This is a genomic window from Streptomyces sp. NPDC006711 (assembly GCF_042869775.1).
Taxonomy (GTDB): domain Bacteria; phylum Actinomycetota; class Actinomycetes; order Streptomycetales; family Streptomycetaceae; genus Streptomyces.
In genome coordinates this window covers 1-21,696 of record NZ_JBIAGO010000027.1, presented here as the reverse complement: position 1 = coordinate 21,696, position 21,696 = coordinate 1, and the positions used below count along the sequence as shown (strand labels likewise).

16 protein-coding genes and 1 pseudogene are annotated in these 21,696 nt (G+C 72.3%); 8 read left to right on the top strand and 9 right to left on the bottom strand.

What is annotated here, in order from left to right:
• Nucleotides 1-59 precede the first annotated feature (59 nt).
• From ACFYM2_RS32570 to ACFYM2_RS32560, 3 genes are all read right to left on the bottom strand, one after another.
• Nucleotides 60-1,259, bottom strand: a complete 1,200-nt coding sequence (locus ACFYM2_RS32570) for a glycoside hydrolase family 64 protein (RefSeq protein WP_388841157.1) — start codon at nucleotides 1,257-1,259, stop codon at nucleotides 60-62.
• 14 nt (nucleotides 1,260-1,273) lie between these two features.
• On the bottom strand, nucleotides 1,274-2,671 hold the full coding sequence (locus tag ACFYM2_RS32565) for a glycoside hydrolase family 16 protein (protein ID WP_359007285.1): 1,398 nt from the start codon (nucleotides 2,669-2,671) through the stop codon (nucleotides 1,274-1,276).
• 451 nt (nucleotides 2,672-3,122) lie between these two features.
• Nucleotides 3,123-3,353, bottom strand: a complete 231-nt coding sequence (locus tag ACFYM2_RS32560; RefSeq protein WP_359007282.1) for a DUF4287 domain-containing protein — start codon at nucleotides 3,351-3,353, stop codon at nucleotides 3,123-3,125.
• Nucleotides 3,354-3,453: 100 nt separating this feature from the next.
• Between ACFYM2_RS32560 and ACFYM2_RS32555 the strand changes: the two genes are divergently transcribed.
• Nucleotides 3,454-3,780 (top strand): hypothetical protein, encoded by a 327-nt coding sequence (locus tag ACFYM2_RS32555; protein WP_359007279.1) that lies wholly within the window; start codon nucleotides 3,454-3,456, stop codon nucleotides 3,778-3,780.
• A gap of 575 nt (nucleotides 3,781-4,355) precedes the next feature.
• On the opposite strand, the gene ACFYM2_RS32550 is transcribed toward ACFYM2_RS32555, so the two are convergent.
• The 3 genes from ACFYM2_RS32550 to ACFYM2_RS32540 form a co-directional block, all read right to left on the bottom strand.
• Complete coding sequence (locus tag ACFYM2_RS32550; protein WP_388841215.1) at nucleotides 4,356-5,174, bottom strand: hypothetical protein; 819 nt, start codon at nucleotides 5,172-5,174, stop codon at nucleotides 4,356-4,358.
• Nucleotides 5,175-5,539: 365 nt separating this feature from the next.
• Entirely contained in the window at nucleotides 5,540-6,760 is a 1,221-nt protein-coding gene (locus ACFYM2_RS32545) for an acetyl-CoA C-acetyltransferase (RefSeq protein WP_388841154.1), read from the bottom strand.
• 239 nt (nucleotides 6,761-6,999) lie between these two features.
• Nucleotides 7,000-8,016: an SGNH/GDSL hydrolase family protein gene (locus tag ACFYM2_RS32540; protein ID WP_359009008.1), complete on the bottom strand. Its 1,017-nt coding sequence runs from the start codon at nucleotides 8,014-8,016 to the stop codon at nucleotides 7,000-7,002.
• A gap of 165 nt (nucleotides 8,017-8,181) precedes the next feature.
• Here ACFYM2_RS32540 and ACFYM2_RS32535 point away from each other — a divergent pair, with 165 nt between their 5' ends.
• Complete coding sequence (locus ACFYM2_RS32535; protein ID WP_359009007.1) at nucleotides 8,182-9,570, top strand: cystathionine beta-synthase; 1,389 nt, start codon at nucleotides 8,182-8,184, stop codon at nucleotides 9,568-9,570.
• 752 nt (nucleotides 9,571-10,322) lie between these two features.
• On the opposite strand, the gene ACFYM2_RS32530 is transcribed toward ACFYM2_RS32535, so the two are convergent.
• On the bottom strand, nucleotides 10,323-10,775 hold the full coding sequence (locus ACFYM2_RS32530; RefSeq protein ID WP_350230773.1) for a hypothetical protein: 453 nt from the start codon (nucleotides 10,773-10,775) through the stop codon (nucleotides 10,323-10,325).
• On the bottom strand, nucleotides 10,762-12,183 hold the full coding sequence (locus ACFYM2_RS32525; protein ID WP_388841151.1) for a purine-cytosine permease family protein: 1,422 nt from the start codon (nucleotides 12,181-12,183) through the stop codon (nucleotides 10,762-10,764). Before ACFYM2_RS32525 ends, ACFYM2_RS32530 begins: the two co-directional genes overlap by 14 nt.
• Nucleotides 12,184-12,466: 283 nt before the next feature.
• Between ACFYM2_RS32525 and ACFYM2_RS32520 the strand changes: the two genes are divergently transcribed.
• The 3 genes and pseudogenes from ACFYM2_RS32520 (at nucleotide 12,467) to ACFYM2_RS32510 (ending at nucleotide 14,861) form a co-directional block, all read left to right on the top strand.
• Entirely contained in the window at nucleotides 12,467-12,721 is a 255-nt protein-coding gene (locus ACFYM2_RS32520; RefSeq protein WP_388460843.1) for a hypothetical protein, read from the top strand.
• An 11-nt stretch (nucleotides 12,722-12,732) separates the two neighbouring features.
• Nucleotides 12,733-13,572 (top strand): MurR/RpiR family transcriptional regulator, encoded by an 840-nt coding sequence (locus tag ACFYM2_RS32515; RefSeq protein ID WP_359008999.1) that lies wholly within the window; start codon nucleotides 12,733-12,735, stop codon nucleotides 13,570-13,572.
• Nucleotides 13,573-14,043: 471 nt separating this feature from the next.
• A pseudogene (locus ACFYM2_RS32510) lies at nucleotides 14,044-14,861 on the top strand (IS5 family transposase).
• Between the two features lie 382 nt (nucleotides 14,862-15,243).
• Here the strand turns inward: ACFYM2_RS32510 and ACFYM2_RS32505 are convergent.
• Nucleotides 15,244-16,602, bottom strand: coding sequence for a diaminopimelate decarboxylase (locus ACFYM2_RS32505; RefSeq protein ID WP_359004816.1), 1,359 nt, complete (start codon nucleotides 16,600-16,602; stop codon nucleotides 15,244-15,246).
• Nucleotides 16,603-16,717: 115 nt separating this feature from the next.
• Between ACFYM2_RS32505 and hutU the strand changes: the two genes are divergently transcribed.
• The 3 genes from hutU (at nucleotide 16,718) to ACFYM2_RS32490 (ending at nucleotide 21,443) form a co-directional block, all read left to right on the top strand.
• Entirely contained in the window at nucleotides 16,718-18,394 is a 1,677-nt protein-coding gene (hutU, locus tag ACFYM2_RS32500; RefSeq protein WP_359004813.1) for a urocanate hydratase, read from the top strand.
• A 470-nt stretch (nucleotides 18,395-18,864) separates the two neighbouring features.
• Nucleotides 18,865-20,115, top strand: coding sequence for an allantoate amidohydrolase (locus tag ACFYM2_RS32495; RefSeq protein WP_388460848.1), 1,251 nt, complete (start codon nucleotides 18,865-18,867; stop codon nucleotides 20,113-20,115).
• On the top strand, nucleotides 20,106-21,443 hold the full coding sequence (locus tag ACFYM2_RS32490) for a formimidoylglutamate deiminase (protein WP_388460850.1): 1,338 nt from the start codon (nucleotides 20,106-20,108) through the stop codon (nucleotides 21,441-21,443). Before ACFYM2_RS32495 ends, ACFYM2_RS32490 begins: the two co-directional genes overlap by 10 nt.
• Nucleotides 21,444-21,696: the final 253 nt, after the last annotated feature.

The following is a 21,696-nucleotide window of genomic DNA, read 5'->3' as shown; positions in this document are numbered from 1 at the left end:
CTGAGGGGCCCCGCCCGGCGCTGCTGCCGGGCGGGGCCCCTCGCCGTGTCCGGGGCCGCTCACCAACCGATCGACAGGGTCACCTCCGTCGGCGCCTGCGCGTTGCCCAGGATCTGCACCGAGGACTGGTCGTTGATGTCGTCGTACGGGAAGCCGTACGCGCGCCCCGCGAGGCCCACCGTGTGGAAGAAGGCCGCGTAGTCGTTCTTCGGGGCCGTGCCCCGGTAGTACGCGGACGGGGTGTGCCACAGCGAGGTGTCCTCGGCCACGCCCCGGTTGAACGCGGCGCAGAACTCCGCGCCGAGCCGCTTCTCCACGTCGCCGCCCGAGGCGAGCGCACCCGAACAGGCCATCACCTCGCGCGAGGTCGGCTTGTTCAGGGTGAAGGGCCCTGCCCCGTTCCTGCTGAAGGTCAGGGTGGAGCCCGTGACGCGCCCGGAGAACGTCTCGCCCGGCGCGCTCAGGGTGAAGGGGTGCGTGGCGTAGTAACTCCACGCCCGGTCGATGGCCGAGGTCAGATAGTCGGCGGGGAAGGCGGCCGCCGAGCGCGGGGCCACGATCCGGTACGCGGACCGGAGCGGCCTGAACGCCGCCCCGACGTTCGCCGCGTACTCGGACATGACCTCGGCGCGGGACTTCGTGATGCCCCGGGTGGTGTCGTAACCGCTGGACGTCTGGCGCACCCGCGCGGTCATCGGGAAGCCGAACTGGTCGACCTGGGTGGTGTTCCCGCCGTACGCCGCCTGGCCGTTGACGAAGGTGTACTCGTACCAGTCGTAGTACACGTCGGCGTTGGGGTCGGAGGGGTTGTTGGGGTCGGGGCCGCCCCAGCCCTGGTCGTCGGGTGAGACGGGGATGTACAGCGGCGAGCCGAGCGAGAGGTAGATCCGGCCACCCCGGATCGAGGACGGCGACGGCACCCGGCCGCCCGCCCGGTCCAGCGTGAACGACATGTTCGGGTAGTTCACGCCGTGCTTGGAGAGGTGGCCGGGCGCGTTCGCGTCGAGGTGATTGATGTGCGCGCTCGACCCGTCGGGCCGCAGATAGGACCACTGGCCCGGGGTGATCTGGCCGAGCACGGTGACGTAGATCTGCGAATCGGCGTACGCGCCATGGGTGTTGTTCTGGAACACGATCGGGAAGCCGGCCGGGTCGGCGGCGGGCGGTGCGCCGGCGGCCGTCGCCGTCGCCCCGGACGTGCCGGACAGCAGCAGGGCGCTCACGGTCGCTGCCGCAAGGAGGAGCCGTACGGATCTCATCTCTGCCCGCCCCCTCAGTGGCCGAAGCCGAACCAGTTGACGTTCACGAAGTCGGCGCCCTGGCCGCTGGTGAAGGTGAGGTAGACGTCATGGGTGCCGGTGGTGGCGCCGATGTTGGCGGGGACGGTGCGCCAGCTCTGCCAGCCGCCGGTGTTGGCCACGGCGAAGCTGCCGATGGGCGCGTTGCCCGGGCTGTCCAGGCGTACCTCCACCAGACCGCTGACCCCGCCGGCCGCGCCGCTTGCCACCCTGGCGACGAACTGGCGGGCCGCGTCCGTACCGAAGTCGACGCCCTTGTAGAGCGCCCAGTCGCCGTTGGCGAGCGAGCCGATGTCCTGGCCGCCGCCGCTGTCGGTGGTGGCCTCCTTCACCACGCCGGACTGCTGGTCGTACGACTCGGCCTGGAGGGTGCCGTACGCGTCACGGCTGCCCGAGGGCGGAGTGGTGGGCGGGGTGGTGCCGGAGCCCCCCGACTGCCGCACGGTGACGTAGTCGACGACCAGGGGATGGCCGGGCTCGGTGCCGGCGTCGGGGCCGCCGCCGAACGCGCCGGGGAAGCCGCCGCCCATGGCCACGTTCAGGATGACGAAGTAGCCGTGGTTGGTGGCGTTGGTCCAGGTCGCCGCGTCCATCTGGTTCTGGCTGACGGTATGGAAGTTGACGCCGTCCAGGTAGAAGCGCATCTGCTCGACGGGCCCCGAGCGGTCCCATTCGACGGCGTACGTGTGGAAGCCGCCCTGACAGGTGGTGCCGTCGCAGGCCCGCTGGCCGCCGATGCCGGTGGTCTCGTTGCACGGCCCGCCGGGGCTGGTGCCGCAGTGCATCGTGGACCAGTTGTTGTTGAGGCCCTGGACGTTCTCCATGATGTCCAGCTCGCCGATGCCGGGCCAGTTCCAGTAGTTGCCCCGGAAGGGCGCGCCGAGCGCCCAGAACGCGGGCCAGTAGCCCTTGGCGGCGGCGCCCGTCACGTTCGGCATCTGGAGGCGCGCCTCGATGCGGAGCTTCCCGCCGGCCGGGGGCTGGAAGTCGGTGCGCCGGGTCTCCACGCGGCCCGACGTCCAGTGGCCCGAGGCGTCGCGCTGGGGGGTGATGCGCAGGTTGCCCGCGCCGTCGAGGGCGACGTTGGAGGTGTCGGAGGTCATCGTCTCGACCTCGCCGGTCCCGAAGCCGGCCGGGCCTCCCGGGTAGCTGGTGCCGGTCGTGTACTGCCAGTTGGCGGTGTTCAGGCCCGAGCCCGCGGGGCCGTCGAAGTCGTCGGTGAACACGGTGGTCCAGCCGGCGGGGGGCGGCGGGGCGGAGGCGGTGGCGGGCAGGGCGACGGCGGCGGCCGAGGCCGCGGCGAGCCCGAGGGTGCAGAGCACGGCGGTGAGAGCGCGGCGCGCGGGTCCGCCGCTGGGAGCTGTGGGGCGCATGTGGGGGGCCTCTCTCGGAAAGAGAGCGCTCTGAGAGCGCTCTCAACGATGGGCTGCGCGGCCACTGTGCTCTTCGGCGCCGGGAGCGTCAAGAGGTGCAACAGTGAAGGGGCTTGGCGGGCAAGGGAGTTCACCTTCTGAAGGCGCGTGGTGCGGTTCGCGGGTTCGCGCGGGGGGCGCTCGCGCGGTGCGGTTCGCGCGGGGCGGCCGCTCGGCGGGGTGCGGTGCCGGTCCGCGCGGGGCCGCCCGGCGGGGCTCGGGTGCCGGCTCGCGCAGGGGCCGCTCGCTGGGGGTCGCTCGGCGGGGTGCGGTGCCGGTTTGCGCTTGGCCTCTCGGCGGGGCGCACAGCGCGACGCCCCGTCGGCGGGGGCCGGCGGGGCGAACGGTGTGCGCTTTTCTCGGTGGACTTCAGGAGCCGGACGCGTCCGGGGCGGGACTTTGACGACACGACCTAGAGCAGGCGGCGCGCGGCCCGCCTCAGGTCGTACTCGTGGATGATCGCCTTGGCGTGCCCGTAGGTGAGATCGTGCTCGCTCCGGAGCCAGCTGACCTTCTCCTCGAAACGGAAGAGGGAGGGGCCTTCCTCGACGGTGCGGAGCCAGTCGGACACTTCACGACCGGTGCAATGGGGGATGCGGGAGAGCAGGTTGCGGTGGGTCTCATCGGAGAAGACTTGGGACATCGGCGCCTCCGGAGGCATTGCGCTGCGTGGTCCTTCACTGCACCGTGCCTGAGTGTTCGCGTATTGGCAACAGTGCGGGACGGGCGCGTAGGGTCACGGCGTGCTCGATGTGAACCCCTTGCTCCTGGCCGTGGACCGTTTCGCCGACCGCCTTCGCGCTGCCCCCGAGAGCCGCCTTCGGCGCGGGGCGGCGGCCGAAGGGCTGGCGCTCGCGCGGGAGTTGGCGCTCAGGGCGCAGCGCGTGGAGGACCCGGAGCGCGAGCCGCTGCTCATGCCGGACGCGGGGATGTTCTGCGTCGCGGATCAAGTCATGGTCGCCGGAAGGGACTTGGCGCAGGCCCTGTACACGGCGAAGGCCCCGCCCGGCGGGGAGCCGGAGGAGGCGTTGGAGTTGGTGGAGGCGGCGGGGGTACGGGCTTTCGGCTAGGGGGTGTCTGGTGGATCAGGGTCGGTCAGGGCGCGGCGTCTGGTGCGGTGCATCGCAAGGCGCTGGAGCGTCTCGATAGCGGAGCTATCGGGGCGATTCGGCAACGCCGCGAGGTGCCGTGCCAGACGCCGCGCCCCCGGCCATGGTCCACCAGACACCCCCTAGCGCCGGGCGGTGGGTCCGGTGAACCGGGCTGCCGTTCGCGCAGTTCCCCGCGCCCCTGGTGGGGTTGGTGCCGGCCTGCGCGGGCGTGCCCAGCCCGTCATGGGGGCCCCTGGCCCTTGAGGCCTTGGGGGAGGTTGAGGGCGGGGTCGTTCAGGCCGAATGGGGTCTGGGGAGCCCCAGGAGCCCCGGCTGCGGACCGTGGGTGGCTGGGCGCGCAGTTCCCCGCGCCCCTGGGTACTCGGTGCTGGCCTGCGCGGGCGTACCCCACCAGGGGCGCGGGGAACTGCGCCCCTGGTGGGGGTTGGTGCCGGCCTGCGCGGGCGTACCCGGCCCGTCATGGGGGTCCCCCCCTGGCCCTTGAGGCCTTGGGGGAGGTTGAGGACCGGGGGGCCGGGGCGGAGCTCTGGGGCTCAGAGTGAGGCGATGACTCGGTCCGCGAGGATGTACACGCTCTCCTCGCCGCAACTGAAGGTCAGCGCGTACGCCCCGGACACGCCCGAGCCGCCCAGCAGGACCGGGCTCCGGCCCTCCCGCAGCGCGCCCGCAAGGCGCTCCGAGGTCTCCCGGTGGCCCGGGGTCATGCAGAGCGTGGTGCCGTCGGCGAAGACGTACACGTCCAGCGTGCCGAGCGGGCCCGGGCGCACGTCCGCGAGCGCCGTACGGGACTCGGCCAGCTCCTCAAGGCGCGAGACCGTCGCCTCGTGGTCGGCCGCGACCGGCGCCTGGACCGGCACGACGTCCGGGTGCGAGGGGTGGCGGCGGCGGGCGGCGGCGAGCTCGGGGGAGTCCTCGGGGAACTCCTCCGTCGTCTCCAGGGCCTCGGCCATCTCCAGCGCCTCGGCGTCGAGGCCCGCGAAGTCCGCCTGGCGGGGCAGGAAGAACGCGGCGTCCTCGCCGAGCCCCGCGAGCCCGCCCAGCATCGGGGAGGGCGCGTCGGCGGCATCCCTGGCCTCCTGGGCGGCCCAGAAGGCGCGCGCCTCGGCCAGCTCGCGCTCGCGCTCCTCGGCCAGGGCCTCGGCGACGGCGGCCCGTATCTCGGCGGCCGGGGTGGCGGCGGAGCGGGCCTGCTGGGGCAGGCTCACACCGGGCTCGGTGCCGTGTTCGCGACGGGTGGCTGCCAGGTCTTCGCGCAGGGCCACCACCTGCTTGCGCAGCCCGTGGGCGGCGTGCAGGGCAGCGGCGCCCACGGCCGTGGCAGCGGCCGTGGTCAGCAGCAGGGCAAGAGGCATGGCGCTCACTGACGTTCTCCCGGATTCAAACGGTTCCCCGACTTCCTACCTCAGCTTGTCGTGAGCCCGCCCCCGGTGTCAGTGCATTACGTCACGAAATGGACAGGTCTTTGGGCCCCGCGCTTCCGGGTGGAACGGACCTGACCTGCGAAAATACTCCCCCGGCGGGAGATACGTCACATCCTGGGGGAGATTCGGTCACGGTTAGGACGCGGAAGGATTGGCTGTGAGCGCCCTGTGGGATACGAGATCCCTGGTCAGGGGGCCAAGAAGGGGACTTGGCGTGCGGCCGATGGCGGCCGGGGCGTCAACTCCGCGTCGACGGGCGGTCAACGCAGCGCTCCGGCCGCCGGAGGGGCCGTCCGTCAGCTGAGGCGTTCGATGACCATGGCCATGCCCTGGCCGCCGCCGACGCACATGGTCTCAAGGCCGAACTGCTTGTCGTGGAACTGGAGGCTGTTGATCAGCGTGCCGGTGATGCGGGCGCCGGTCATGCCGAAGGGGTGGCCCACCGCGATCGCGCCGCCGTTGACGTTCAGCTTGTCCAGCGGGATGCCGAGGTCCTGGTAGGACGGGATCACCTGGGCGGCGAAGGCCTCGTTGATCTCGAAGAGGTCGATGTCGTCGACGGTGAGCCCGGCCCGCTTGAGTGCCTGGCGGGACGCCTCGACCGGGCCGAGGCCCATGATCTCGGGCGAGAGGCCCGTGACGCCGGTGGAGACGATGCGGGCCAGCGGGGTCAGACCGAGCTCGCGCGCCTTGGTGTCGCTCATGATCACGAGGGCGGCGGCGCCGTCGTTGAGCGGGCAGCAGTTGCCCGCGGTGACGAGCCCGTCGGGACGGAAGGCCGGCTTGAGGCCCGCGACGCCCTCGACGGTGACGCCCGCGCGGGGGCCGTCGTCCTTGCTGACCACGGTGCCGTCCGGGGTCGTGACCGGGGTGATCTCGCGCTCCCAGAAGCCGTTCTTGATGGCTTCCTCGGCGAGGTTCTGCGAACGGACGCCGAACTCGTCCATCTCGCGCCGCGAGATGCCCTTGAGCCGGGCCAGGTTCTCGGCGGTCTGGCCCATCGCGATGTACGCGTCGGGGATCAGGCCGTCCTCGCGCGGGTCGTGCCAGCTCGTGCCCTCGCGCTGCGCGACGTCGGCGGTGCGCGCCTCGGCGTCCGCGAAGAGCGGGTTGTGGGTGTCGGGCAGGCCGTCGCTGCTGCCCTTGACGGAGCGCGACACCATCTCGACACCGGCCGAGATGAACACGTCGCCCTCGCCGGCCTTGATGGCGTGCATCGCCATCCGGGAGGTCTGGAGCGAGGAGGAGCAGTACCGGGTGATGGTGCAGCCCGGCAGGTGGTCCATGCCCATCTGCACGGCCACGATGCGGCCCAGGTTGTGGCCCTGCTCGCCGCCGGGCAGGCCGCAGCCGAGCATCAGGTCGTCGATGTCGCGCGGGTCGAGGCCGGGCACCTTGGTGAGGGCGGCCTCGATGATCGTGGCGGTCAGGTCGTCCGGGCGCAGGTCCTTGAGGGAACCCTTGAAGGCGCGGCCGATGGGGGAACGGGCGGCAGAGACGATCACGGCTTCGGGCATCACGGCTCCAGGGGATGGGAAGGCAGGACTCTCTGGGAAGTTACCCGTACGTACTGGATTGGTCATCCGGGGTGGCGTGTGATGCGGGACTCTTTTCTAAGCGGTTGCTCAGGCCGGGCTCGGGTCGGGCTCAGGTCTGGCTCGGGTCGGGCTCGGGCCGGGCTCGGGTCGGGCTCAGGTCTGGCTCAGGTCGGGTGGGCCGACGCGCGCGTCGCGGGCGACGTGTCGCGGCCGACGCGTCACGGGCGGGTGGGCGAGCTGTCGGGGGCGGTGCCGTTGGGGGTGGTGCCGTTGGGGGCCGGCTCCACCGGCGTCGGCAGGCGCCGGCGGCGGCGGTACTTGAGCAGGGCCCACGGCGCGCGCGCCCCGGTGACCTCCGTGCCGGCCTGCGCCGCCGCGGCGGAGGCGGCCTTGGCCACCGGCAGGATGTCCTCGTTGCGGGAGGCGTCGGGGTGGTCGGACTCGGGCCACAGGCCGAGCGCGGCGCACAGCGTCGGCAGCACCGCCATCGCCGCCGTCGCGTACCCCTCGGCCGATGGGTGGTAGTTGTCGGGCCCGAACAGCTCGCGCGGGTTGGCCGCGAACTCGGGGCCCAGCAGATGGCCGAGTGACACGGTACGGCCGCCCTGCTCCACCACCACGATCGTCTGCGCCGCCGCGAGCTGGCGCGAGACGCGGCGGGCCAGCCAGCGCAGCGGCTGGTAGACCGGCTCGATGGTGCCGAGGTCGGGGCAGGTGCCGACGACCACCTCTGCGCCCGCCGTACGCAGCCTGCGCACGGCGGTGGCCAGGTGGCGGACCGAGGTGGTGGGCGCCGTTCCGCTCGTCACGTCGTTGGCGCCGATCATGATCACGCAGACGTCGGGGGTGCGGGCGGGGTCGTCGAGCAGCAGGGACACCTGGCGTTCCAGGTCCTCCGAGCGGGCGCCGGGCAGCGCCACGTTGCGCAGGGTGACCATGCGTTCGGCGACCGCTGCGAGCCCCGACGCGAGCAGCGCGGCCGGCGTCTGGCCCGCCCGGCGCACGCCCTGGCCGGCCGCCGTGGAGTCGCCCAGCATGCCGAGCCTGAGCGGTGGTGTGCCGTCGGCATAGGCGGTCCCGTACAGTCCGTCCGCGTTGGGGGCCTGCGGGGAGCCGCCGCCCACCGTGCGTTTGGCGAGGGCGAGCTCGGCGAGCACGACACCGACCGCGGCCCCGGCCAGCAGCCCGATGCCGCCACCGCCGAACGCCGCACCCGTCGCGATCCGCCGTGCCACCCTCGCTCTCGACAGAGTCCCCGCCACCGGCCACCTCCCAGGAGCTTGCAGACGTACATGAGCTAACTGCCCGGTGACGGGTGTCGCTCAATCCCGCGCAACGGTGAACACCCCCGCGAGATCCGCATACGCTGGCAGTACCTAATCGGAGACCCGGAGACAACGGTGCGATTCCACGACTCGATGATCAGCCTCGTAGGCAACACCCCGCTGGTGAGGCTCAACAGCGTGACCCAGGGCATTCAGGCGACAGTCCTGGCCAAGGTCGAGTACTTCAACCCCGGCGGCTCGGTCAAGGACCGGATCGCCGTCCGCATGATCGAGGCGGCCGAGCAGTCGGGCGCGCTCAAGCCCGGCGGCACCATCGTCGAGCCGACCAGCGGCAACACGGGTGTCGGCCTCGCCATTGTGGCCCAGCAGAAGGGCTACAAGTGCATTTTCGTCTGCCCTGACAAGGTCTCCACGGACAAGATCAACGTGCTGCGCGCGTACGGCGCGGAGGTCGTGGTCTGCCCGACGGCCGTCGACCCCGAGCACCCGGATTCGTACTACAACGTCTCCGACCGCCTGGTGCGTGAGACGCCGGGCGCCTGGAAGCCGGACCAGTACAGCAACCCGAACAACCCCCGCTCGCACTACGAGACCACCGGTCCCGAGCTGTGGGAGCAGACGGCGGGGAAGATCACCCACTTCGTCGCGGGCGTCGGCACGGGCGGCACCATCACCGGCACCGGGCGCTACCTCAAGGAGGCCAGCGACGGCAAGGTGCGGGTCGTCGGCGCGGACCCGGAGGGCTCCGTCTACAGCGGGGGATCCGGGCGGCCCTATCTGGTCGAGGGCGTCGGTGAGGACTTCTGGCCGACCGCCTACGACCGTACGGTCACCGACGAGATCGTCGCCGTGTCCGACAAGGACTCCTTCCAGATGACCCGGCGCCTGGCCAAGGAGGAGGGCCTTCTGGTCGGCGGCTCCTGCGGCATGGCCGTCGTGGCCGCGCTCAAGGTCGCCGAGGGCCTTGGCCCCGACGACGTGGTCGTCGTGCTGCTCCCGGACTCCGGCCGCGGCTACCTCTCGAAGATCTTCAACGACGAGTGGATGGCGGACTACGGCTTCCTGGAGGAGGGCAGCCACTCGGCGCGCGTCTCCGACGTGCTCGGCTTCAAGGAGGCCGGTCACCTGCCCTCGCTCGTGCACATGCACCCCGAGGAGACGGTCGGGCAGGCCATCGAGGTGTTGCGCGAGTACGGGGTCTCGCAGATGCCCATCGTGAAGCCGGGGGCGGGGCATCCCGATGTGATGGCCGCGGAGGTCATCGGCTCGGTTGTCGAACGCGAGCTGCTTGACGCGCTGTTCGCGCAGCGCGCGCTGCTCGACGATCCGCTGGAGAAGCACATGAGTGCGCCTCTGCCGCAGGTCGGGTCGGGCGAGCCCGTGGGGGACCTGATGTCGGTCCTGGGCAAGGATGACGCGGCGATCGTTCTGGTCGAGGGCAAGCCGACGGGTGTGGTCAGCCGCCAGGACCTCCTGGCCTTCCTGGCCCGCACCCCCAACTGACCCCGGCTCCGCCCAACCCCTGGGGCTCCGCCCCAGACCCCGTTCGCGCTGAAGGCGCTCGTCCTCAAACGCCGGACAGGCTGAGGTTGCCGATGCGGACCGGCGTCGCCTCCTGCTAGGGGCGGAGGGGTTGAGGATGTCGGTCCGGGCCGGCGTCGGATGCCCAGGGGCGCGGGGAACTGCGCGCCCAGCCACCCACGGTCCGCAGCCGGGGCCCCTGGGGCTCCGCCCCAGACCCCGTCCGGCCTGAAGGGCCTCGTCCTCAATTGCCGGACGGGCTGAGGTTGCCGATGCGGGCCAGCGTCGCCTCCTGCTAGGGGTGGAGGGGCTGAGGTTGCCCATGCGGGCCAGCGTCGACCCCGCCAGGGGGCGCGGGGAACTGCGCGGGCGGTCCCGCACCCTTCGCGGCGCAGCCCAGCGCGGCGCAGCCCAGCGCGTCGCCCAACCGGCACGCACCCGTCACACCCCCGCAGCACCCCCTTAACGCGCCGCAGGCACAGTGGTGGGTGTCGGCGGGGAACCCGGGCAGGGGCACCCGTCCGATGCCACCAGTGGCGTCAGGAACCCCGGAGCGGCTCCCGGAGCTCCGAAGGCGCCCAGGACGCGAACCCCGGCACGCGCCGGCACCGTGTCCGCGCGGGAACCGCCGCCGTCCCGACCCCGGGCGACCGGGGGTGCGGCGGCTCCCGCGCCACCTCCCTCAACCAAGCCCGCCCAAGCGGAAGTTGACCTCAGCCCTCAGTCCTCAACCCTCAGTCCTCCTCCCGGCGGCGCCGGGGCAGGAGGTGCCACGGCCATCGATGTGCCGCGTGCACCGCGTTCACCGCGACGATGCCGCACCACGTCACGAACAGGCCCTTCAGACCCCCGTTGACCCCGCCGATCGCGGACAGCGGGATCGCCAGGATCAGCGAGACCATGGCGAAGCCGAAACGTTCGCCGAAATGGTGGTCCGTGCCCGCACCCTCGCGGCCGGGACGGCCCCCGCGGGCCACGACCATCTGCTGCTCCGCGAGCTGACGGCGCACCCGCCGGTCCACCGAACCGTCCACCCGCTGTTCGACCTTCTCCAGGAAGGAGTCGACCAGCGCGGACTCGTAGTCGGGGCCGAGCTCCCTGCGGGCGTGCAGGGTGGCGTCGAGTTCCTTCTTGAGCTCGGCGTCCTTGACGAGACTGGACCGGGGCTCGGTGTCACGGGCATCCATGCGGTTCACGGTACGGAGCCGACGCCCCCGGCGCAGTGGGGGTATCCCCCGTATTCCTCCTGCGTGCCAGCACGAAGAAGAGCGCCGCCGGCACCACGAGCCCCACCATCCAGGAGACGTCGGCGCCGCCGAGCCGGGCCACCAGCGGTCCGGTGTAGAAGCTCGTGGCCAGGAAGGGCAGTTGGGCCAGCACGCCGACCACGTACACCGACAGCGCGTCCCAGCGCCAGGCCCCGTACCGGCCCTGCGGGTCGAAGAGGGCGGGGATGTCGTAGCGCTCGCGGGAGATCAGGTAGTAGTCGACCAGGTTGATCGCCGACCACGGCGTGAAGAAGGTCAGCAGGAACAGCAGGAAGTCCTTGAACGAGGTCAGGAAGGAGTCCTTGCCCGCGAGGGCCACCGCCGTACCGGCCAGCATGATGCCGCCGACGCAGAGGGCGCGGGCGCGCGGCCCGACCGTCTTCTGCGCCCGGAAGCCGCCGATGCCGGTCACCAACGACATGAACCCCCCATAGGTGTTCAGGACGTTGATGGTCAGCTTGCCGAGCGCGATCGTGAAGTACAGGAACGAGGCGGCAAGGCCCGCGCCGCCGAGCCCGACGACGTACCCCACCTGGTCGTCGAGGAAGGCGTCGCCCGCGGTCGCGGCCACCAGGACGCCGAAGGTCATCGAGAACTGCGAGCCGAGCGCGGAGCCGCCCAGCGTCCACCAGAACGTGGCGCGGGCGCTGGTCGTACGGGGCAGATAGCGCGAGTAGTCCGCGACGTAGGGCCCGAACGCCAGCTGCCAGGACGCCGAGAGCGACATCGCCAGCAGGAACATCGGGACGTGGAAGGCGCGGTCGTGCAGGACCGTCGTGAGGTCGATCCGGTCCAGCAGGCGGATGACGAGGTAGACGAAGGCCGGCGCGCAGATCACGCTCGCCACCCGGCCGAGTATGTGGATGACGCGGTAGCCGATCGTCGCCGCCACGGCGGTGACCAGCGCGAAGACGAGGATGCCGGGGGTCTCGCCGAGGTGGGTGAGTTCGCCGACCGCCTGGCCCGCGAGCACGGTGCCGCTCGCGAAGAACCCCACGTACATCACGATCACCAGAAGCAGCGGCACGACCGCGCCCCTCACCCCGAACTGGGCCCGCGAGGAGATCATCTGCGGCAGCCCCAGGCGCGGGCCCTGCGCCGAGTGCAGGGCCATCACGGCGCCGCCCAGCGCATTGCCGGCGACCAGGCCGATGAGCGACCAGAACGCGCCACCGCCGAACACCACCGCGAGGGCACCGGTCACGACGGCGGTGATCTGGAGGTTGGCGCCGAGCCAGAGGGTGAACTGGCTGAAGGCGGTGCCGTGGCGCTCGGCGTCCGGGACGAGGTCGATGGACCGGCGCTCGACGAGGAAGGCGCCGCGCACTGCCGGTTCGTCCCGCCCGGTGGGCGCGGCGGGTCCGGCGGCGGGTCCCGCGGTTTGCCCTGCGGGTTCGGTGTATGCGGCGGGATTGGTTGGCTCGGCTGATCCGGCTGATCCGGCTGATTCGGCTGGTTGGGCCATGGGGGAATGTGCTCCTTCGCGGCGAGGAGGCGCGCGGGCTTGCCCGGCTGTATATCGTCATGCAGAGTTCTGGGTGGCTGAATAACTTGTCAATGGCTCGGGCCGGAGCCGTACGCTCCGCGTCCGGGAATGGTGGTGTTCGCGCATGTTGTCGTCCCACGTCGTGGACGGCGATCTCCTGTCCTTCGCCGCGTCGGTGTCGCTCGGGCACGCTGTACTCTCTCGGGGCGCCGAGGAGCGGGCCCTCTCGGCATCGCTCGCGGTCCGCCGCACGGTGCGGCTCCGCCGGGCGCCGCGCCCGGTGGTGGGGTGTGAACCGGGCGCGGTGGTACGGGTGTTGGCGTTGCGCCGCCGGGGGCCGCGCCCAGGGCCGGACCGGTTCAAGGACGTGGACGTATGAAGGGGGACGGCATGAGCGAAGGCCCTGCCGCACGGCTGCAACAGCTCTTCGAGGGGCGCCGGCTGACCCCGACGCAGCGGCGCATCGCCCACTGCATGGTGCGCCGGGCCGCCGAGGTGCCGTTCCTGTCCAGCGTGGAGCTCGCCGAACTCGCGGGCGTCAGCCAGCCCTCGGTGACCCGGTTCGCGGTCGCGCTCGGCTTCGACGGGTACCCCGCGCTCCGGCGTCACCTGCGCGAGGTGGCGCCCGCGCCGGCCGACGCGGTGGCCGAGACGTCCTTCAACGAGTACCAGCAGGCGGTGCGGGCCGAGATCGAGAACCTTCAGCACCTGGCGGGGCTGCTCGCGGACCCGGGACCGGTCGAGCACGCGGGCCGGCTGCTCGCGGCGTCCCGGCCGCTGCCCGTGCTCGGCCTGCGCGCGGCCTCGTCGCAGGCCCGTGGTTTCGCCTACTTCGCGGCCAAGGTCCACCCCGATGTACGCCTGCTCGACGAGGGCGGCACCATGCTGGCCGACCGGATCGACGCGGCGGTGCGGGCCGGGGCATCGGCGCTGCTGTGCTTCGCGCTGCCGCGCCATCCGAAAGAGGTCGTGGAGGCGCTGGCGTACGCGCAGGCGGCCGGGCTCACCGTGGTCACGGTCGCCGACTCGGCGTTCGCGCCGGTCGCCAAGTACAGCGATCTGCTCATTCCGGCTGCGGTGGGCACGGGGCTCGCGTTCGACACGGCGTGTGCGCCGATGCTGTTGGGGCGGGTGTTGTTGGAGGCGATGTGTGACGGGTTGCCGGATGCGCAGGCCAGGTTGGAGGAGTTCGACGCGGGGGCGGCGGCGCGCGGCCTGTTCGTCGAATAACCCCGCCCCCCGCTTCCACCGGGGCCGGCCCCGACCCCGCCGGTGCGCCAACCGGGCCGAAGTCCTTGTGCGGGCCGTCGTGAACCCCGCCAGGGCCGCGGGGAACTGGCCGGGGTGAAGCCCTTGTGCGGGCCCGCACCAGACGGTCAGGGGCGCGGGGAACTGCGCATGCCGGGGTGAAGCCCCCATGCGGGCCCGCACCGAGTGCTCAAGGGGCGCGGGGAACTGCGCGCCCAGCCCCGCACGGCCCGCACGCGAGAGCCGGGGCCCCTGGGGCTCCGCCCCAAACCCCGGGAGGCCCCTCCCCGCCCCTTCCCTAAACCCTCCGGGGGCGAAAGCAAATCCTGGGGCTCCGCCCCAGACCCCGTTCGGCCTGAACGGCCTCGTCCTCAATCTCCCCCAAGGCCTTAGAGGTCCTAACAGAAGTTGTCGATCATGTGACTTTCGGTTCAGTTGGTCGTTGGTCTGGTCGTGGGGAAACGTGAGCCGCGGCCGTGGATCGTGTCGGATGAACTGTGGTCGCTCATCGAGCCGTTGCTGCCTGAGCCGGCGCCGAAACAGGTGGAGGGGCGTCCTCGGGTGCCGGACCGGCAGGCACTCTGTGGGATCTTGTTCGTGTTGCACACCGGGATCCAGTGGGAGTACCTGCCGCAGGAGTTGGGCTTCGGTTCCGGCATGACGTGCTGGCGGCGTCTGGCCGCGTGGAACGATGCCGGTGTGTGGGACCAGCTGCACCAGGTGCTGCTGAAGAAGTTGCGGGTCGCGAAGAAGCTGGACTGGTCGCGGGCGGTGATCGACTCTTCCCATGTCAGGGCCGCTCGGCGGGGCCCAAAAGCGGTCCCAGTCCGGTCGATCGCGCGCGTCCGGGCAGCAAACACCACGTCATCGTCGACGGCCAGGGCATCCCGCTCGCCGTCTCGTTGACCGGCGGCAACCGTAACGACGTGACCCAGCTGATGCCCCTGCTGGAGAAAATTCCGTCCGTCGCCGGCCTGGCCGGACGGCCACGCAGGCGACCCGACAGCGTCCTTGGCGACCGCGGTTACGACCACGACAAATACCGGCGCCTGGTGTGGGCGCTTGGCATCAAACCCGTGATCGCCCGCCGCGGTGTGCCGCACGGTTCCGGCCTCGGAATCCACCGGTGGGTTGTCGAGCGGACCATAGCCTGGCTTCACGGATTCCGCCGACTACGGATCCGGTGGGAACGACGTGACGACATCCACGAAGCCTTCCTCGGCCTCGCCACCTGCCTCATCACCCACCGCCACGTCCAACGCCTTTGTTAGGACCTCTTAAGGGCCAGGGGGGACCCCCATGACAGGCTGGGTATGCCGATGCGGGCCAGCACAAGCCCCCCCCAGGGGCGCGGGTAACTGCGCATGCCGAGCTGAAGCCCCCGCGGTGGCCAGCACCAGATAGTCAGGGGCGCGGGGAACTGCGCCAACCGGGCTGAAGCCCCCATGCGGGCCAGTACAAGCCCCACCAGGGGCGCGGGGAACTGCGCATGCCAGGGTGAAGCCCCCCGCGCTGGCCCGCACCAGACGGTCAGGGGCGCGGGGAACTGCGCCAACCGGGCTGAAGCCCCCGCGCGGGCCAGCACCAAACCTGCCAGGGGGGCCGCGCGCTCAGCCCCGCACGGCCCGCGCTCGAAAAGCGACCGGCACCGGGTCAGAGCAGGGCGTCCGCGTGGGCGCCCCCCGCTTCCCTCACCAGGTCCGCCAGGGGCTGCGGGCCGCGCACCATCGCGAACCGCACCCCCTGCGGCGTAGCCGTGAAGCCGTAAATGCCGGGCCGGGCAAGGGAGTTGTAGGAGTAGTGGTGGGCGAAGTAATACGCACCGGTGTCGAGCACCGCCGCATAATCGCCCTGTTCCAGCCGCGGCAGAGGCCGGTTCTCCGCGAGCAGGTCCCCGGCGAAACAGGCCGGCCCCGCGACGTCCTGTGCGACGGCGGGACCCGTCTTGGAGCGCCCCTTCGCGTCGTACGCCTCGATCCGCAGCGGCCAGGACGCGGGCGCGTACACGGTGCGCGCGGCGATCTGCACCCCGGCATGGGTGACCGCGATGGGCCGCCCGCCCGACACCTTGGCGTACTCGACCCGCGCGAGCACCGTGCCGTGCTTGGCGAGCAGCGCGCGGCCGAACTCCGTCACCAGTGCGTACCGCCCGTCGAACAGGCCCGGCACCGTCTCCTTCAGGACGCGCGCGTAGGCCGCGTATGTCGGCGTCTCCTCGTCCGAGCCGAAGTTGACCGGGAGCCCGCCGCCGATGTCGAGCGTGTCGACCTGGCGCCGGCCGACCGCCGCGTTGATCTCCTCGGCGAGCTCGTAGGCGGCCAGGACCCCCTGGGCCATCAGGGGCAGCGCCACGCCCTGGGATCCGGTGTGGGTGTGGAGCCGGGTCAGCCAGGGGCGCTCGGCGTACGCCTTGACGACCCAGTCGCGCGCGCCGTCGTCCAGGAGCGCCACCCCGAACTTGGAGGTCGCCGTCGCCGTGGACAGCGCGTCGATGGACCCCGCGCCCACCTGCGGGTTGACGCGCAGGCCGAGTGGGGAGCGGGTCGCCCCCGACTCCACGAGCGCGTCCAGGCGGGCCAGCTCCTGGGGGTTGTCCGCGTTGACCGCGATCCCGAGGGCCAGCGCCTCGCGCAGCTCGGCCGGGGTCTTGGCGGGGGAGTCGAGCACGGTGTGGGCGGGGTCGAGCCCGGCGGCCCTTGCCAGGGCCAGCTCGCCGGGGCTCGCCACCTCCGCGCCCAGGCCCTCGGCGCGCAGCAGCCGCAGCACCGGGACCAGCGGGCAGGCCTTCACGGCGAAGGCGTGCAGCACGGGCGCGTCGGTGACCTCGGCGAACGCGGCGCGCAGGGCGGCGGCGCCGGCGCGGATGCCGTCGGTGTCGAGGAGGGCCACGATGGGCGCGTCGGGCCCCGCGAGGCCCTGCTCCACGGCGGCCCGTACGGCCTGTTCGCGCCGGCGCGCCGCAGCGGCGGGGGCGGTGGTGCGGGCGGTGGGGGACGGTGCCGGGGACGTCATGCGAACCAGCCAATCACCGGGCGGGCCCTAGCGCAGGGCCGCGCCATGTATTGACTAGCTCTATTCAGTGACCCAGGATGTGAATATCTGGATCAGGTCACGAGGAGGCATCGCCATGTCAGGACCCCGCCCCGTACGGGCACCGCGCGGTACGGAACTGAGCGCCCTGGGATGGCAGCAGGAAGCCGCGCTGCGCATGCTCCAGAACAACCTCGATCCCGAGGTGGCCGAACACCCCGACCAGCTCGTCGTCTACGGCGGCACCGGCAAGGCCGCCCGCGACTGGCGCTCCTTCGACGCGATGGTGCGTACGCTGCGCACGCTCAAGCAGGACGAGACGATGCTCGTCCAGTCCGGGCGCCCCGTCGGTGTCATGCAGACCCACGAGTGGGCGCCGCGCGTCCTGATCGCCAACTCCAACCTGGTGGGCGACTGGGCGAACTGGGAGGAGTTCCGCCGCCTGGAGCAGCTGGGCCTGACCATGTACGGCCAGATGACCGCCGGGTCCTGGATCTACATCGGCACCCAGGGCATCCTCCAGGGCACGTACGAGACGTTCGCCGCGGTCGCCGCCAAGCTGCATTCCATGGGTAAAGGGGTCAACGGCACGCTCGCCGGGACGATCACGCTCACCGCCGGTCTCGGCGGCATGGGCGGCGCCCAGCCGCTCGCCGTGACGATGAACGACGGCGTCGCGATCTGTATCGACGTCGACCCGCGCGCCATCGAGCGCCGCATCGAGCACCGCTACCTGGACGTCAGGGCCGACTCCCTCGAGCACGCGCTCCAGCTGGCCGTCGAGGCGCGCGACGCCCGCCGTCCGCTCTCCATCGGCCTGCTCGGCAACGCGGCGGAGCTGCTGCCGCGCATGCTCGCCGAGGGCGCCCCGATCGACATCGTGACCGACCAGACCTCGGCCCACGACCCGCTCGCCTACCTGCCCGTCGGTGTCGCCTTCGAGGACATGGCGGCGTACGCGGCGAAGGACCCGGCGGGCTTCACCACCCGCGCCCGTGAGTCCATGGCCCGGCACGTCGAGGCGATGGTCGGCTTCATGGACGCCGGGGCCGAGGTCTTCGACTACGGCAACTCCATTCGCGGCGAGGCCCAACTGGCGGGCTACGAGCGGGCGTTCGCCTTCCCCGGGTTCGTGCCGGCCTATATCCGCCCGCTCTTCTGCGAGGGCAAGGGCCCCTTCCGCTGGGCGGCGCTTTCGGGCGAGGCGTCCGACATCCACAAGACGGACAAGGCGCTGCTGGAGCTCTTCCCGGAGAACGAGTCCCTGCACCGCTGGATCAAGATGGCCGGCGAACGCGTCCACTTCCAGGGTCTGCCGGCGCGGATCTGCTGGCTCGGCCAGGGCGAGCGCGACAAGGCCGGCGACATGTTCAACGACATGGTCGGCAACGGCACCCTCGCGGCGCCGCTCGCCATCGGCCGCGACCACCTCGACTGCGGTTCGGTGGCCTCCCCGTACCGCGAGACCGAGGCGATGCTCGACGGCTCCGACGCGATCGCCGACTGGCCGCTCCTGAACGCCATGGTCAACGTCGCCTCCGGCGCGTCCTGGGTCTCCATCCACCACGGCGGTGGGGTCGGCATGGGCCGCTCCATCCACGCGGGGCAGGTTTCGGTGGCCGACGGCACGAAGCTGGCGGGCGAGAAGATCCGCCGCGTCCTCACCAACGACCCCGGGATGGGTGTCATCCGGCACGTCGACGCCGGCTATGACATCGCCGAGCGGGTGGCGGACGAGAAGGGCGTACGCGTCCCCATGCGGGAGGGCGAGTGACCACCAACCCCGACCCGGACGCTGGTCCGGGCCAGGACGGGATGCCCGGGGGCGCGGGGAACTGCGCGCCCAGCCCCGCACGGCCCGCAGCCGGGGTCCCTGGGGCGCTGCCCCAGACCCCGTCCGCGCCTGAAGGGCGCTCGTCCTCAATCGCCGGACGGGCTGAAGATGCTGCCCCGGGCCAGAACGGGATGCCCGGGGGCGCGGGGAACTGCGCGCCCAGCCCCGCACGGCCCGCAGCCGGGGTCCCTGGGGCGCCAAGCGCCGGACGGGCTGAAGATGCTGCCCCGGGCCAGAACGGGATGCCCAGGGGCGCGGGGAACTGCGCGCCCAGCCCCGCACGGCCCGCAGCCGGGGTCCCTGGGGCGCCAATCGCCGGACGGGCTGAAGATGCTGCCCCGGGCCAGAACGGGATGCCCAGGGGCGCGGGGAACTGCGCCAGCAGCCCCGCACGGTCCGCGGGCGGACCCATGCCCCCGGAGGGTTTCGGGAAGGGGCGGGGTGGGGGAGAACCCCCCTCGTTCCAGGAGATGTGGCGCGATCTCACCCCCATCGGCCGCGACAGCGACACCCACGGCTACCGACGCCACGCCTGGACCACCGCCGACGCCGACTGCCGCGCCTGGTTCAAGGAGCAGGCCGAGTCCCGGGGGCTCACCTACGAGCTGGACCGCAACGGCAACCAGTGGGCCTGGGCCGGCGACCCGGCGGCCGGTGACGCCGTCGTCACCGGCTCGCACCTCGACTCCGTCCCCGACGGCGGCGCCTTCGACGGCCCCCTCGGCGTCGTGTCGTCCTTCGCCGCGCTCGACGAACTCAGGCGCAGAGGGGCCGAGTTGACCCGCCCCCTCGCCGTCACCAACTTCGGGGACGAAGAGGGCGCCCGCTTCGGCCTCGCCTGCGTCGGCTCCCGGCTCACCGCGGGACAGCTCACGGTCGAGGCCGCGCACCGCCTGCGCGACCAGGACGGCATCAGCCTCCCGCAGGCGATGGAGCGGGCCGGGTACGACCCGGACACCATCGGCCCCGACCCCGAACGCCTCGCCCGTATCGGCGCGTTCGTGGAGCTCCACGTCGAGCAGGGCCGCGCCCTCGACCTCAGCGGCGACGCCGTCGGCATCGCCTCCGCCATCTGGCCGCACGGCCGCTGGCGGTTCGACTTCGCGGGCGAGGCCAACCACGCCGGCACCACCCGCCTCGCCGACCGCCGCGACCCGATGCTGACGTACGCCGAGACCGTGCTCGCCGCCCGCCGCGAGGCCCAACTCGCGGGCGCGGTGGCCACGTTCGGCAAAATCTCCTGCGAGCCCAACGGGGTCAACGCCATTCCCTCGATGGTGCGCGGCTGGCTCGACTCGCGCGCCGCCGACCAGTCCACCCTGGACACGGTCGTCGCCGCGATCGAACGGGCCGCCAAGGAGCGCGCCGAGCGCGACGGCGTGGACCTCACCGTCGTACGGGAGTCCTTCACGCCCGTCGTGGAGTTCGAGCACGCCCTGCGCGACGAGATCGCCAAGATCCTGGGCGGGCGCACCCCGGTCCTGGGGACCGGCGCGGGACACGACGCCGGAATCCTCTCCGGTTCGGTCCCGACCGCCATGCTGTTCGTACGCAACCCCACGGGCGTCTCGCACTCCCCGGCCGAGTTCGCCGGCGAGGACGACTGCGTCGCCGGGGTGCTCGCACTCGCCGATGTACTGGAGGGCCTGGCGTGCAGGTGACGTACTGGCTGGAACACGCCTGGCTGGACCCCGAGGTCGAGCCGGGCGTGGTCGTGGAGGCCGCGGGCGACGGCCGGATCGCCGCCGTCCGCACCGGGATCGAGGCGCCGCCGCCCGGCGCGGTGGTGCTGCGCGGGTTCACGGTCCCCGGCCTCGCCAACACCCACTCGCACGCCTTCCACCGCGCCCTGCGCTCCACCGTGCAGGTCGGCTCGGGCACGTTCTGGACCTGGCGCCAGACCATGTACGAGGTCGCGGCCCGGCTCACCCCGGACTCCTACCACGCGCTCGCCCGCGCCGTGTACGCGGAGATGGCGCTGGCCGGGATCACCGCCGTCGGGGAGTTCCACTACCTGCACCACGCGCCCGGCGGCACCCCCTACGCCGACCCCAACGCGATGGGCGAGGCGCTGATCGCCGCGGCCGCCGACGCGGGGATCAGGATCACCCTGCTCGACACCGCCTACCTCTCCTCCGGCTTCGGCGCCGCCCCCGACCGCCACCAGCTGCGTTTCTCCGACCGTACCGCCGAGGCGTGGGCGGAGCGCTGCTCGGCGCTGAAGGAGAGCGACCACGCGCGTATCGGCGCGGCCATCCACTCCGTACGGGCCGTCCCCGCGCGGGAGTTGGGCACGGTCGCCCAGTGGGCCCAGGCGCGCCGGGCGCCGCTCCACGTCCACCTCTCCGAGCAGACCGCCGAGAACGACGCCTGCCTGGACGCGTACGGGATGACGCCCACGCGGCTGCTCTTCGAGCACGGGGTGCTCGGCGCGCGGACCACCGGCGTCCACAACACCCACCTCACCGACGAGGACATCGCGCTGCTCGGCTCCACCACCACCGGCACCTGCATGTGCCCCACCACCGAACGCGACCTCGCCGACGGCATCGGGCCCGCGCTCGCCCTCCAGCGCGCCGGGTCGCCGCTCTCGCTCGGCAGCGACAGCCACGCCGTGATCGACCTGCTCGAAGAGGCGCGCGCGATGGAGCTGAACGAGCGGCTTCGGTCGCGGACGCGGGGGCACTGGACGGCGGCGGCGCTGCTGCGGGCGGCGACGGTGGACGGGCACGCCGCGCTCGGGTGGGGTGAGGCGGGGCGCATCGAGCGGGGCGCCCTGGCCGATCTGGCCACGATCGCGCTGGATTCCGTCCGGACGGTGGGGGCGGTGCCTCGGCTCGCCGCGGAGACGGCCGTTTTCGCGGCGGGGGCCGCCGATGTGCGGCACGTCGTGGTGGGCGGGCGTCAGGTCGTGCGGGACGGCGCCCACACCCTGCTCCCCGACGTCCCGTCCGCCCTCACCAAGGCCCTGACCACCCTACGATCCTGACCCCCTGGGGCCAGCCCCCGGGAGCCCCCACCCCGCCCCTTCCCTAAACCCGCCGGGGGTGAAAGACCCTGGGGCTCCGCCCCAGACCCCGTTCGCGCTGAAGGCGCTCGTCCTCAATCGCCGGACAGGCTGAAGATGCCGATGCGGGCCAGCACCAACCCCGTTATGTTTTTCGCGGTCCTGCAATGGGGCCGCTGGCCTCCGGGCCCGGTATGACTGTGTTCCCTCTGTCGAACGGATGACCTGGGGGGTG